This window comes from Aliiroseovarius sp. F47248L (assembly GCF_023016085.1).
In the GTDB taxonomy this organism is placed as follows: Bacteria; Pseudomonadota; Alphaproteobacteria; order Rhodobacterales; family Rhodobacteraceae; genus Aliiroseovarius.
The window spans coordinates 1,475,959-1,489,444 of record NZ_JALKBF010000001.1; the positions used below are offsets into that span (position 1 = coordinate 1,475,959).

Annotated in this window: 12 protein-coding genes and 1 tRNA gene; 7 read left to right on the forward strand and 6 right to left on the reverse strand. The window is 50.8% G+C overall.

Annotated features, from left to right (window positions below; genetic code table 11):
• Positions 1-8 precede the first annotated feature (8 nt).
• Positions 9-83 (forward strand) — tRNA-Asn (locus tag MWU51_RS07380).
• A 305-nt stretch (positions 84-388) separates the two neighbouring features.
• On the opposite strand, the gene MWU51_RS07385 is transcribed toward MWU51_RS07380, so the two are convergent.
• On the reverse strand, positions 389-928 hold the full coding sequence (locus tag MWU51_RS07385; RefSeq protein WP_247035984.1) for a GIY-YIG nuclease family protein: 540 nt from the start codon (positions 926-928) through the stop codon (positions 389-391).
• 130 nt (positions 929-1,058) lie between these two features.
• Here MWU51_RS07385 and MWU51_RS07390 point away from each other — a divergent pair, with 130 nt between their 5' ends.
• Both MWU51_RS07390 and MWU51_RS07395 read left to right on the forward strand, forming a co-directional pair.
• Entirely contained in the window at positions 1,059-3,110 is a 2,052-nt protein-coding gene (locus MWU51_RS07390) for an AAA family ATPase (protein ID WP_247035986.1), read from the forward strand.
• Between the two features lie 90 nt (positions 3,111-3,200).
• Positions 3,201-4,976 (forward strand): UvrD-helicase domain-containing protein, encoded by a 1,776-nt coding sequence (locus MWU51_RS07395; protein WP_247035987.1) that lies wholly within the window; start codon positions 3,201-3,203, stop codon positions 4,974-4,976.
• A gap of 132 nt (positions 4,977-5,108) precedes the next feature.
• Here the strand turns inward: MWU51_RS07395 and MWU51_RS07400 are convergent, their stop codons facing one another.
• The 5 genes from MWU51_RS07400 to MWU51_RS07420 form a co-directional block, all read right to left on the reverse strand.
• Complete coding sequence (locus MWU51_RS07400) at positions 5,109-5,624, reverse strand: deaminase (protein WP_247035991.1); 516 nt, start codon at positions 5,622-5,624, stop codon at positions 5,109-5,111.
• Positions 5,611-6,180: a class IV adenylate cyclase gene (cyaB, locus tag MWU51_RS07405; protein WP_247035996.1), complete on the reverse strand. Its 570-nt coding sequence runs from the start codon at positions 6,178-6,180 to the stop codon at positions 5,611-5,613. Before cyaB ends, MWU51_RS07400 begins: the two co-directional genes overlap by 14 nt.
• 14 nt (positions 6,181-6,194) lie before the next feature.
• Complete coding sequence (locus tag MWU51_RS07410; RefSeq protein WP_247035997.1) at positions 6,195-7,457, reverse strand: class I SAM-dependent methyltransferase; 1,263 nt, start codon at positions 7,455-7,457, stop codon at positions 6,195-6,197.
• A gap of 252 nt (positions 7,458-7,709) precedes the next feature.
• Entirely contained in the window at positions 7,710-9,233 is a 1,524-nt protein-coding gene (locus MWU51_RS07415; RefSeq protein ID WP_281502650.1) for a recombinase family protein, read from the reverse strand.
• Between the two features lie 206 nt (positions 9,234-9,439).
• Complete coding sequence (locus MWU51_RS07420; RefSeq protein ID WP_281502651.1) at positions 9,440-10,606, reverse strand: DUF87 domain-containing protein; 1,167 nt, start codon at positions 10,604-10,606, stop codon at positions 9,440-9,442.
• A 198-nt stretch (positions 10,607-10,804) separates the two neighbouring features.
• On the opposite strand from MWU51_RS07420, the gene MWU51_RS07425 reads away from it, so the two are divergent.
• The 4 genes from MWU51_RS07425 to MWU51_RS07440 all read left to right on the forward strand — a co-directional run bounded on the left by MWU51_RS07425 (position 10,805) and on the right by MWU51_RS07440 (position 13,444).
• The gene (locus tag MWU51_RS07425; RefSeq protein WP_247036000.1) at positions 10,805-11,332 is read left to right on the forward strand and encodes a DUF3768 domain-containing protein; all 528 of its coding nucleotides are present in this window, start codon (positions 10,805-10,807) and stop codon (positions 11,330-11,332) included.
• 348 nt (positions 11,333-11,680) lie between these two features.
• Positions 11,681-12,031 carry a helix-turn-helix transcriptional regulator gene (locus MWU51_RS07430; RefSeq protein ID WP_247036002.1) on the forward strand — a complete coding sequence of 117 codons (351 nt, stop codon included), beginning with the start codon at positions 11,681-11,683 and terminating at the stop codon, positions 12,029-12,031.
• Positions 12,021-12,482 carry a hypothetical protein gene (locus MWU51_RS07435; RefSeq protein WP_247036003.1) on the forward strand — a complete coding sequence of 154 codons (462 nt, stop codon included), beginning with the start codon at positions 12,021-12,023 and terminating at the stop codon, positions 12,480-12,482. Before MWU51_RS07430 ends, MWU51_RS07435 begins: the two co-directional genes overlap by 11 nt.
• 194 nt (positions 12,483-12,676) lie before the next feature.
• A complete protein-coding gene (locus MWU51_RS07440) occupies positions 12,677-13,444 on the forward strand; it encodes a hypothetical protein (protein ID WP_247036004.1) in 768 nt (255 codons plus the stop codon).
• Positions 13,445-13,486 lie beyond the last annotated feature (42 nt).

A 13,486-nucleotide genomic window follows, 5' to 3' on the forward strand; every position in this document is an offset into this window, starting at 1 on the left:
CCACGTGTTCCGGCGTAGCTCAGCGGTAGAGCAGTTGACTGTTAATCAATTGGTCGTAGGTTCGATCCCTACCGCCGGAGCCAAAGAATTCAAGGGCTTAGCGATAAATCGCTAAGCCCTTTTGGTTTCTCAGGCTCATTTTAGGCTCAGAAATCTTTGAATTTCCCCACGAAAACTTATGTTCCGCCATGTGCAACTGCTTCGTACAGATCAGGGCTGGAGGGATCTGCCGAGCGTAGCCGCCGTTTAACGACCAATCTCGATGCTGCGATTGCAGCCCGCATTGCTGCCGTTCACGGGCAGCGCAGTATATATTAGCATTAGGCCAGGATGAGCGCCCCTTCCCACTGCTCAGTGGCGTTGGGTCGAGGTAAACGTGCAAATCTGCTTAATGCGCGTCAAAAGCGCAGACATCGTAGTCGTTGCCTGATGCACCACATTTCAGACACCTCTCGCATCCATAGTTTTCATTGAAGGACCACCCTCCGGCCCATCCACAAGAGGGGCAAAAGCCTTGAGCTTCGACATCTCCCCACGCCCACGGGCTTGCGAATTCAGGCACCCCGTGACGATCATAGGAGACTACTTCAAAAGCATCTTGGCCGACTGTAACAAACCCGTTTGCGGAGTGAGACTTCAGAACATCAATCACTACGGCCGGATACAAAGAAAACCACTCATTCAGCATTCGTTGAGCTTCGAATTGCTGATGCAGTGACCTTTCGATGGCCCGATCATCTTCCTGAGAACGAGACTTAATAATGCCCATCAGTGCCAGCCTGTTAGGGTTGCCAGTCTGAAGTGCGGATGTGCGTCGCCTGACGTCCATTGAAAAGCCAATTTTTATTGGAAGTGGCTCGACAAATTCCGTCCGCATTTCAGTAAGAAAATAGATCGTCATTCGTAACCCATACCATGTTTTGATCATTCTAAAACTTGTTCCTCAAGCAGCAAGCCGAGGTGTCATTCACGCCGATGAGGCTGTGTGGCTAGTGACAGAACGTTGAAAGCTCGATACACTTTAAAAGTGTAATTTTTCGCGTCTAAAGTAGATAATTATGAGAATAAACAAGGTAACGATCACCAATTTTCGGCGACTTGAAAAGGTTGACATCGATTTTGAAGAAACCGAAACCGTTTTTGTCGGCTCAAACAACAGTGGAAAGACATCAGCGACCGCGATCATGCGCTGTTTCCTTGGCGGGAAAGACTTCAGCATCCATGACTTCTCGGTCGGCTGCATTCCCTCGATAGATCAGTTTGGAATGTCCGGAAATGCTGAGGGTTTTCCCTTCATCGACCTAGACATTTGGTTCGCAGTTGACCCTGACAGCATAGAATATGGCCGAGCAGCGGCATTGTTGCCGCGAATGTCCGATGACTTCGACGAACTAGGAGTCCGCCTTCGATTGACTGTAGACGATGCTGAGAAGCTCAGAGGTGATTTTCTAGCGGCATATCCCGACGCGGGCCGGGAAGGCAGTGAACACAGGCTTTCGAAGTTTCTTGCGACCGCCAAACTGTTCGAACGACATTTCAAAACACAATTCTTTGCGTTAGCTGCCAACGAGGGAGGTGATCCCGGTGCAACGCCACTGGACAAAAAGGAAGGGCGTAAACTGATTCAAGGTTTGTTGAGAGTCGACTTTGTAGACGCTCAACGGAACATCGATGATCACGACAGCCATCGTAGTAATCGTCTGTCTGCGGCCTTTGCCGGATACTACGAGAAAAACCTCGACCAGGCAGATAATGCTCAAGCTGCCTTTGAAATCATTGACCAAAACAACAGCGACCTGACCGACCATTACGAGGAACAGTTCTCATCCCTTTTGGACATGATCGGTGGGCTAGGCGTTCCCGCCGTCAATGACCGGCATTTGAAGTTAGTTTCGACCCTCAGTCCGGAAACTGCTTTGAGAGGCAATACTGACTTACTGTATATTGATGAGAGCACGTCACACGAGCTGCCCGAGCAGTACAATGGCCTTGGCTTTAAAAACCTCATTTACATGGCCATCCAAGCAAAGCATTTCTACTCGCAATGGGCGCGAACCCCCAAGGACCGCCCATTGTGCCAAGTGATCTTCATTGAAGAGCCCGAGGTTCACCTGCACGCTCAGGTCCAACAAACGTTTATCCAGAACATCTGGGATGTTTTGGACTCTTCGGCTCAGGCTGAAGGGATCGAGGAAGAAGTACCTCAAATGGTGGTCACGACGCACTCCTCACACATTCTCGATGTGGTAGACTTCGCCAAAGTTAGGTATTTCAGAAGGTCTCACCTCACCACGGATGATCCTGAAACTTGCCCCGTGATGAATGCATCTACTGTGAAGAGCCTGCGCAGTTTTACACCGTCGCCGTTGGGAGAAGATGAAGATTCTGAAGCGCGGGCTCTCGAGTTTCTGGAACGTTACCTGCGTTTGACCCACTGCGATCTGTTCTTTGCTGACGCGGCGATTTTGGTTGAAGGTGCCGTCGAGAAACTGCTTCTGCCCGAGATGATCCAGAAAGTGGCCCCAAATCTGAGAAAGTCGTTCCTCACAATTCTCGAGATTGGGGGAGCATATGCTCATCGCTTCGATGAGTTGATCAGTTTCTTGCACATCCCATGCCTGGTGATCACCGATCTGGATTCAGTCTCTCCCGAGGGGCGGCACCCTACGGTTCGAGCTGATACTCCCAACGCGCTGACCTCTAACGCTTCGTTAAAGACACTGTTGGATATTTCGACTGTCCAGGAGCTCATCGACCGGTCATTTGCAGACAATTGTCGGAGCAACCCAGATCGAGCAATTGTCTACCAGTTGGATATATTGGTCTCTGAAAATGGTAATGATCATACGATGCGCCCACGGACACTAGAGGAAAGCTTCGCCTACGAAAACTTCTCGAAAGCGCGTAGTGGTGATTTGAGTTTGGGTATCGAAATATCTGCAGATTTGGGAGAGGCATATAAGGAGATTTTTGAACGGGTGAAGTCTAGTTCATTCAAGAAGACCGACTTTGCAATGAGCGTCCTCGCCTCTGACGATGAATGGCAGGTGCCGAGTTACATCTCCGAAGGCCTTACTTGGTTGGAAACGACCGTATCAAGTCACCAATGATCATCAGATTGTATAGTTATGTCTAATCTCATCCCAACCCAAGCTGACCAACAAGTATCCCAATGCCTTGAGGAAGGCAGAAGCTTTGCAATGATTGCTGGCGCAGGGGCCGGAAAAACGACTTCACTTATTTCGGCTTTGGATCACGTCCGGAAGACGTTTGGCCCGTCGCTGCTCAAACAAGGACAGCGTGTGGCGTGTATCACATACACCAAACGAGCTGTGGCGGTCATACGAGAACGGCTGGGATTTGACGACTTGTTCGAGGTCTCCACCCTCCACAGCTTCCTCTGGGGGGAGATGGGTAGTTTTGGCTTTGATATCCATGAAGCCGTTACTCTGTTTGTCATTCCCAAACACATTGAGGCAGCTCGAGAAAAGGACAATGGCGGAACATCTAAAACTGCGATTTCTGCTCGCCAGAAAGCCGAAAAACTAGAGGAAGAACTTGGGTCTTTGGCTGAAGTGCGTACATGGAACTATGATGACTCCAACTTCAGCAATTTCAGCGAAGGTTTGTTGGGGCACGACGACGTAATCTCCGTGGCTGGATACCTCCTCAAGGAAAAGAGTGTTTTTCGGCGAATTCTAGGTTCTCGCTACCCATTCATTTTCGTGGACGAAGCCCAAGATACCTTTGTTTCAATCGTGGAGGGCTTGAACAAACTAGGTGCGGGTGTGGGGCTGCCGATGGTCGGATACTTCGGTGATCCTTGGCAACAAATCTATGAAGGCCGTGCCGGAAAATTTTCACCGCCGGAAGAAGGCATACCCATCACAAAGACTGAAAATTTTCGTTGTTGCCCCCAAGTAGTCGATCTCCTCAACACCTTTCGAACCGACGTTGAACAGGTTCCATCTGGGAAGGCCGCCGATCTGAAGGGAAGTGTCGAACTGGTTCTGGTTGAGGCTGAGGCTCCCGAAGGTCCAAGGAAAACCTACACGAGTGAGCAATGCGACCGCGCCTCGGAAAAAATGGATCAGGCTATGGAGACGTGGGGCTGGACGGAACGTGAGGACGTCACACTACTTTTCCTTGTGCGCCAAATGATTGCCCGCCGATTGGGTTTCGAACAACTCAATTCGCTCTTCATTGGCGACTTCGCCTCTTCAAGAGCGGAGGACGACTTCAAGGCCGGGGATCACCTTCTGGTGCGTCCGTTTGTTAATGTGGTTTTGCCCCTTATTCGAGCTCAGCAGGAAGGTGATCAGCGCGGTGTCATAGATTTGCTTCGCGCAAAAAGCCCGGATTTCGCTTCCGAGGGCCCAAATAGTAACCGCAGCCTTGGCGAAATGATTGAAGTGTCGCGAAGTGCGGTTGAGCGACTCCAAGCTGCTTGGGCAACGAGTACCGTCAAAGAAGTGCTGCTCTTGACTCAAGAGCTGGGGCTGGCGCGAATGCCTGACCGTTTGATGGAGCACCTCAACCGACAACCGCGGCCAGAAGACTTCGACAAGGAGCTTTATACTAACGAGAAAGGCGATTGGCTCGCTGACGCATTTTTTGCGATGAGTACAGAAGAGCTTTCCCCGTACTTCGACTTTATTTCCGAGAACACTCCGTTCAGTACCCAACACGGCGTGAAGGGTGAAGAGTACCCCAATGTGGTCGTGGTGTTTGACGACGTGGAAGCTCGTTGGAGCCAGTACAATTTCAACAAGTTGCTAACCCCAGAAACGATCGGGGAACCCACCGAAGGTCAACTTGAGCGCGGTAGGAAGCTGGCTTATGTGTGTTTTTCGCGTGCAAAGCTAAACTTGCGAATTCTCCTTTTCACACCAAGCCCTGAGAAGGCACGTGCAGAGCTTCTTTCCAGAGGCCTTTTTGAAGATGGTCAGATCACATTGGTCAGTTTGGCAGCATAGCTTCAAGCTGCTTTCGCTCGAACGCTGACTGGAGGTTGGCCTACCTTTGGCTTGGTTCTGACATATGGTGTGTGTTTTTGGTTGGTATGGTTCACAAGGTGTCAAGGACCAATCAGTCCCAATTAATTGAGGCTACGTCGCCTTGTGGATCCTTGAACTGAGATCCAATTTTTCAATTTGTTCAAGTCCCAGAGGTAGTGAGCTTGCAAGAAGGCGATAAGTCTTTTCCAATTCACTAATTCCCCAACTAGCGTTTGGAATTTCCCATCGTTCAATGTACCGGACCCCAATGATGCCAGACTGACATATCTTTTTCAGACACATGATACAGGGCTGGTACGAAGAGTATAGAATTGCTCCTGACGTCGAAACGCCCTTTTGCGCGGCTTTTGCGATGACCTTTTCTTCGGCGTGCAAGCAGAAGCATAAGTCATATCCCACACCATGTGGGAAATCGACCTCGGTCCTGCATCGCGGACAATCGCCGTCCATACAGGAGAGGCCAGTGTCCTCCGGCATCCCATTGTATGCTTCAACTTGAATCTCATTGCCAACGACAAGAAGGCTGCCAACTTTTCTCTTCTGACATTCGCCGAGCGAAGTGACATACTTCAGACGCGTCAAAATGTCATTTTCACGCAGCATCATTCGCCTCACGTACTAAATCACGGTAGGGCGTTCGGCAGATTTCACTTGCGGCAAGACCAAGGCCTTCAGCCGTCCTGCGTATCACGCGCTTGCCATGATCGGGATCGTGATGCTTCACCTCTAGTTCAACAAAGGCTCCGACCCCCTTCACCACATCTATCGATACCTCTACACCCTCCGGTCCGACAAAGGACTGGCGTTGTTTTTCGACGGTCGCTACCTCAAAGAAGTCTAAAGCATTCAGCATCTTCTTGGCGATGTCGTGCTGGGAGCCAATTTGAAGGTCCACCTCTTCCTTCCAAAACTCATCAGCAACCTTCATGTCAGCTGTGGAAGGAGGCTTCCAGGTAATCTCAGAACGCCCGTCGACGGTGCGAATCCTTAGGCACTCTTCGCTTTCGATAAAGTCCTTATGCTTGGAAGAGTAGTAGATGTCTTCCTGGCTTAGCGACGCCTCCACCTTAAAGCCTTGATTTAAAACATTTTTCCCAAACTCAACTGCCAGCACTTCGCTACCAAGCCGGTAGCGCAGCTCAATTTCAAATATTTCCTGCATGCTTGTAAATCCTATCATGGGCTGCTCAGAACCGCCATGAAGTATACGCCTCGGAATGTGTGGCAATCAAACCGATACTGGCACCTGTATGGTTTTATCAGCTCATCAAATTCTGGCTTTGACAAAAAGTGCACATAGGCGTCTTGAAGGAAGTGAACGTAATAGTTGTGTCGGAGTCGTCCCCATTTTCCTTCGAACTCTGGGTTCATAACCTCAACGATCAGTGCTCGTTTGGCGATGCGCACCGTTTCTGCAACCAACTGCTGCACCGCATCCTGGTCAGGCATGTGATGCAAAACGTTCTTACAAATCGCCACATCGAACTGGTTGTCTAGGAACGGTAGGTTTGTTGCGTCATGGTTAGTGTATACCAGCCCATCAGGGCTCTGTTCGCCATTAGATTTCTTTGAAAGCAGCTCGACTTGGCTAAATGAGATGTCGTTTCCGACAACAAGATCAAACTGGCTGGTGCGAGCTAACTGTTCACAAAGCTCATTTTCTCCGCAAGCGACATCTATGAGGGAAGATGTTCCGTCTTCAGACAAGATCGACTGTTCCATCTGTTTGTACTCATCAATTGAGTGTTCTCCATAGAACTTCGAAGCAAACCTAAAAACTGGTTTAACGAACTTATCGTGGAAGGCGTAGCGATGTTGATATTGCTCATTAATAGATATTTCACGCTCGTGAAATGGTGCTTCGCCAAATGCCTTTTTTGAAACGTGCTCTTGAGCCTCAATAAAAATCTTCTTATTGTGCGATATGGCAATTTCATCTGGCGGTAAGGTGATCGGGACGAAGTGGCCACGAGTTCGGTCACCCAGCATAAGCAGTTTATCTGGGTCGTCAGCTCTTACACGGCCGGTAAAGGCGATACCGTGGTGCACACACTCTTCGCCGTCGAACACAAACGTATTCTTCAGAAACGCAAACGGCTCAATGTCTGAAATGATGATGGAAGGAAGTGAGTGCTGTGCCAGCCTGTTGGCAGCTTCCAAGAATGTTTCGCTAGAGGTGAGCTTCACACTTCCGCCAACCAGCGACCACTTTATCTTCTCTTCAGCGAATGTCCGTTCTGCCAGAATTTCATGACGCTTATTGTACGGTGCAACAATCACAAAGAATTTTCGCTGTCGACAATACTCGAATGCTTCAACGCTTGTAAGTTTGAATAATGTCTCAACTACTGGGGCCGACGGATACAGGGAGCGGTAAGTTTCATACTGGTCTTCATAGGATGAGGAACGGGGAGCCTCGTACTCAAGGGTGTCAATCATTCTGCTCCTCCACATATCTTTCTTTTATGGCCTTGAAAACAACGCTAACGCAAAGAAATCGATAAAAAGAATCCTACCGACATTTGCGCGCTCAAGTCTAGCTGTGACATGAAGATCATACTCTTCCAGAGTGCTTGCGAGGACCAAGAGGAACCCACGATTCAGTCCTCTTCCAGATTTCCTGAATATCGCTCAAACGAACGCTTTATCGCTTCAGGCGGTCCAAAATTTCGGTCTGCGTGTCGGTTATGGTCATTTTTCCAAATCGATGCACCTTGCTAAGCCTGCATCGGTGTGCTCCGGTTCGATCGGAATTTGCCCTGTGTGCAAAAGTTCGAGAAGTGGGCCGTTATGGTTCACCATAGGGGTCAGCCGATCAAAATCGCTGACCTGAAGCCAAGAATATGGCTCTAAACATATCTCATTTCCCACAACCGTCCGGTTCGAGAAGCAGTTTTCGAGTATCCAGCGCTTTTCGGCTGGTTTTGCCGAAATATGAAGCTGTGCAAGGTTTTTCATCAGTTCGAGAAATTTCTCCATCTCGTCATCGGAAAGGTGGAACTGCTCAGCCCTTTTCCGTTCTTCACGAACGGTGGTAAGTTCCAGAGTCAGTGCCCGCTTTCGACTGTCATGTTCGTCGCGCGTGATAGCAGTATCTATCAATAAGTCGGTCAGGCGTGTGAGCCGCGCTTGGCACTGGCCAATTCGCAGATCTAGTGACTTGGCCTTCTGATCGCGATCGTCATTTACCAGCCACGCGTACCAATCCTGCTTCAACTTGTCAGCCTGGTCTTGAGTTAGCTCACACTTCCGCAATGCAGCCACTACCACGTCGGTAACAGCGTCTTCGCGGACAGTCTTTGTGGCGCAACACGGCGTTTGGCATCGATAGTATACCCGGCCCTTTTGTCGCTCCGGCGACATCGCGCTATCGCAGAGCCCGCATCGAAACAGCCCCCGATATAAATGATTGTGGCGAGTTACTTTCTTACCAGCTTTTCCGGACTTGATGTCCTGGACGCGTTGAAAAACCCTTGCTGTCACAATTGGATCATGGATGCCTTCATAAACAGCTCCCGTGCGTTTGATAACGATCATCCCCGTATAAAATGGGTTTCCAAGAATTGTCTCGACACCGTGTTGACTCAACGGTCGACCGGCCTGATTGCGCAATCCCAACCGCTCCAACTTAACCTGAAGCGAACGCATCGAGTATTGTCCTGTGGCATAAAGGGAAAAAGCCTGCCGGATTAGTGGCGATTTTGTCGGACAAGGTGTTTTGGGCTTTCCGCGCCCATTGTCCAGATAGCCGATCGGCGCACGAAACGGATACAGCCCTTGCTTCAGACGTCCGTTGAGGCCCTTGATGCACTCTTCTCGCAGGTTATAGATGTAATCTTCAGCGATGACTGCCTGAAGATTTGCCGCGAGACGCCCTCCCCGCGACCGGAAATCCAGGCTTTCTGTGGCGAAGAAGATATCGATGCCTAGGTTCGGCAATTCAGAAACCAAAGCCCAGTCACGCAGATTTCGGGCCGATCGATCAATTTTATGCATGATTAAACCGGATGCTTCGCCTTTCTTGAGTTGGCGAAGCATCTGGTTGAAGATTGGCCGTCCACGCTTAGCAGCGGTTTCTTTCTCTTCAAACCATTTAATGATCTCGAGGTGGTGCTGACTCGCAAAGGCCGTGATGGCATCAACTTGTGCATCGAGTGAAACACCCAATCCCTGCTTCTGGGTGGACACTCGGATGTATCCAAAACACGGTTTCATACGTCGTCATCAGTATCCTCAGACTCTACCATATCCTCAGCATTTGGCGAATCTGGACCTTCCTTCCAAGGCCATGCTCCGTCCACCAACATACGCAGGTACATCTGGCGGCAAATTTCGAGATGGCGTTCTAGGTGTTCGTCTTTGTTCATGTTCCTAAGGATACTGGGATGTCACCATCCCGAAAGACGGCTCCGGTTTCAAGATCAGCCAAAGCCAGAAGGCAAGGTCTTCATGGAAAAACTTCGGATCCTTTCACCATTCACCATGAGCCTCACAAAGGCCCGGAAGTTTGGCTGCATCATGATGTCCTGTGGATCGATTCGTCCGAGTTGATTGGCCATCGTTGGTGCGTCCAGAGCTCCAACCCGGAAACACACAATGCTTCCGACATTTCCCATGACGGAAGCGAAAACGGCAGAGCTGGATTGCAGCGTATGTTGCTGACTCAATGTGACCCCAAAGTGATACTTTCGGGTCTCGGAAAGCAGCTCGGCCAAGGTCTCGGTTGTAAATGAATGAAACTCATCGACGTAGAGCATGAACGGACGTCGTTCAGTCTCAGGTAGGTCTGCCCGAGTGAATGCAGCATGGGCGATGCTAGATACCAAGAGGCCACCGAGGACATTGGCGATGTCCGCACCGAGCCGGCCTTTCTCCAGATTGACGATTAGGAAACGACCTTGGTCCATAATGTCTCTGAACCGCAAAGGCTTCTCTGGGTCGCACACAGCGCGTCGCACTGTGGGGTGTGCAAGAAATGCGCCGAGTTTATTGGCGATCGGCGCGATTCCGTCTGCGCCAGTTTTGTAATTCATAGCCGGAAACTCTTCCTGCCAGAAACGTTGGACCTGCAAATCGCTGACCTGGGATAGAACCTGTTTTCGGAAATCTCGTTCAAGAAAAATCCGGAGTATGTCGCCAAGGTCAGTCTCTGGCAGTTCCAGTAGCGCCAAGATTGCATAGCGTAGTAGGTGCTCCATGCGGGGGCCCCAGGCTTCGGCCCATTGTTTCTTGAGGGCGTCGATGAGACCCGAGGCAACAATTGGCCTGAATGCGGCGCTGGTGCGCGTGAGCGGGTTATACCCAAACGGGCTGGTGGTGTCTGCAACGCGCCAATACAGCGCGTGCTCGCCAAGGTTTTGCGCCAGCTGGTCAGCCAAATCACCGTGCGGATCAATGATGCAAAACCCCAACCCGGAACTGGCATCTTGGCGTACCATGTTCTCAATAAGAGTCGACTTGCCAGTCCCAGTCTGGCCGATGATGTACATATGCGACAATCGATCGGTAAGCTGGATTCCGTACGGAATTGGACCGTTGGCACGATAGGCTAGACCAAGGGTTGTCACGCGATTTGGTAGGGATGGCATCGCTCCATTCTGCGGCCTTTGCGCTTTTCGCAATAGACGGTCTCACAGGTCGGTTGTCATGCTTGCAGAATTCGCAAGTGGGCACGTCTTTGCATTTCACCGGTAATTCTCAACAATGACAAAAGGATAGTTCCATATTCGCCTCGCGATGGGTGCGCCGGAAATCAGTCGGGCGCACTCAAACGCGAGGAGAGAAACATGCCAAAGGATATTAATATCTGGGATATGGTCGGAGCTTATCCGACTTGCGGAAACTGTGGATCACCAAATGTGGTTCGGGATGCCTGGGCGAAATGGAGTATCGCGTTCGGGGATTGGGTGCTCAAGGCGGTTTTTGACGAGTTCGCTTGCGACAAATGCGGTGAGGTCAACACGCCGACGTGGCAGATTGATAAAGAGTTCCGCACCAAGCGGATCGCGCGTCTCAATGACGCGTTGCGTCATGGGCAGCTCGACAATGCCACCATCGTGGTGACAATCGGCGTCAAGTCTATGGGAGATGCTTTCCTCGCCAAAGCTGGGCAAGCAGTCGCAGAGTACGATGGCTTTTCTGAAGACAACGACCCACATGGCGAACATGACTTCGGGGCGTTCGAGATTGATGGTGTAAAACTGTTCTGGAAGATTGACCCTTTCGATCCAAAATTGGAACAGCATTCGGCGGATGCAGCCAATCCGCTGGTGACACATCGTGTCCTGACAATCATGTTGGCCAGCGAGTACTGAGAGCACGCCATTGTTCGGTTGCAGAATGGACCCGCCCTGGATGGGGCGGGTTTTCTTTTTATGACTGGAGTTGCAGGTCGTACGATGCGGCCCGTCTGGCGCGAACTGGCGAAATGCGCAAAAATACCTCTAGGAAATTGTGAAAACGGGTTTTGCCGCCGATCTGCGGGCTCGGACTTTAGTTGAGGCGAAACGGGCTTTGCCCTTTCGCTCGCTTGCGCCTCAGCCAGGGTCCGATCCCGGCTGGAACCGGCAAAACCCGTTTTCAAATGCTGCAATCGACCACCAGTTTCCCTGCGTAGAGTAAAGGGCTACCATAGAGCCCCTTATTCACTAACCAAACCAAGTATGTTTGATGAGTTCATTTTTGATCTTAAGGCCGCGCGTAAAATGTCTGGCCTGACACAGAAGGATTGTGGCCACCTTATCGGCGGGTCGGAATACCGTATCAGCCAGCTAGAGCGAGGTCAGCGTTTGCCGACGATCCGAGAGATCTGCACATTGTCGCTCGTGTTCGGTAAGAATTTCGAAAGCCTCTACGGCGCGATTTTCGACGAAGTTCGCAACGACCTAGAAGTTCGGCTGGGACATCTATCAGAACCGGAAAAAACGATACCGGGGCATCACAACCGAACGCGGACGTTGGAACGACTGCATCAGCGATTACTAGACGAAAGCGGCACACACCATGACAGCTAGGAAACAGCGCGTACTGGCGGTCGCCGCGCGAACGAAACGCATCGCTTGTATAATTCTCGAAGATGGTATGCCGGTCACCTGGGACGCAGCCGGGAAGAAAGCAAAATCACCGGAAAAAGCCGCCAGGAAACTCCGGGACTGGATCACGGAACACAAGCCCGACGTCTTGGTCAGCGAGAACCCTGACTCTGCGGCGAGGAAAGGCAAACGACAGATTGCCATTCTCAAAGCCTTTCAGTCAGTTGGAGAAGACCTACCTATCCGCAATCTCGTCGTCAGCCGAGAACGAAGGTTTGCCAACGTCTACGAAGAAGCTTCAGCTTTCGGTGAGCAGTTCCCAGACTTGGCAGGGCTGGTTCCAAAACATGCCAAGCCCTGGGAAAGCGAAGGACACAACGTGGTCTGTTTCGAGGCATTGGCGTTGGCGCGTGACGCGGAGCTGTTGGGATGATTTCAATGATAGATCGGGACCAGAAAAACCGAGTCAAAGTAACGTATGCTCGATGACATACTCACCGAGATCTTGCCGCCGCGCTTTGCTGCGGCTTTCTCGATTTTGACGCGAACACTCAACTATTGAGTGAGCACCTGTTAGAGTGCAGGATAGCAGCTATTAACAAGAGTATTTATTGGAAGGGATGGATTATGGCAGATCGCCTACGGTCATATGACGTTGCAAGAAAGACATTCAGTTTTTTAGAATTCATTGGATGGAGCGTTGTTGTGCTCGGGATCTTTGTTGGCCTTATCTTGGCCAGTAGTGCCGGACGCTATGCAGGAGATGGTCAGAAATTCTTGCTATTCTTAACGGGCGCGAGCGGCTCTTTGATTGGTCTATTTTTGGTCGGGGCTGTTCAGAACTGGCGAGCGGGTGTTGACTCCGCCGAATACGGCCAGCAAGCACTAAAAGTGGCCAGAGAGCAGCTCGAGATTTCCAAACAAAGCCTCAAGCGACAAGACACAGATAGTCGCTCGTTCTCAGCTCAGAAGGCCGTTGTAGGGGAGAAACCTGGGGCTTCGTTCGAGCGCACCGAACCGAGCTTGTCACGTCAATCAAACGGTGAAGATCCTGGCAGGCATCGTGGCCACAACATCTATCATATCGGCAGCACTTATCGAGCTGTTGGACAGGTGTTTCCCACACATGCAGATGCCGTGGCCGCAATTGATGCAAAACTGGATGTCCCCGCTATCGAGAACAAGAACGAGGTGCCGATAGCCAGCATTGTCGAGCCTAACCCGGGGCAAGAAGCGGAAATTGAAGTTGGCGAAACCAAGTCGAGTATAGAGCCAGCCCACACGATCACCGAAGAGAACGGGAAATTCTTTTATGGCCGCATGGCGTTCTCATCGCGCGAAGCGGCTGAAAAGTACGTCCGCCAGCTTGGGGTAAACCCGAATTTCCGCAGCTAAATGACCCCCATACGGACCCCCAACCTCTATGGGTATTCCGTA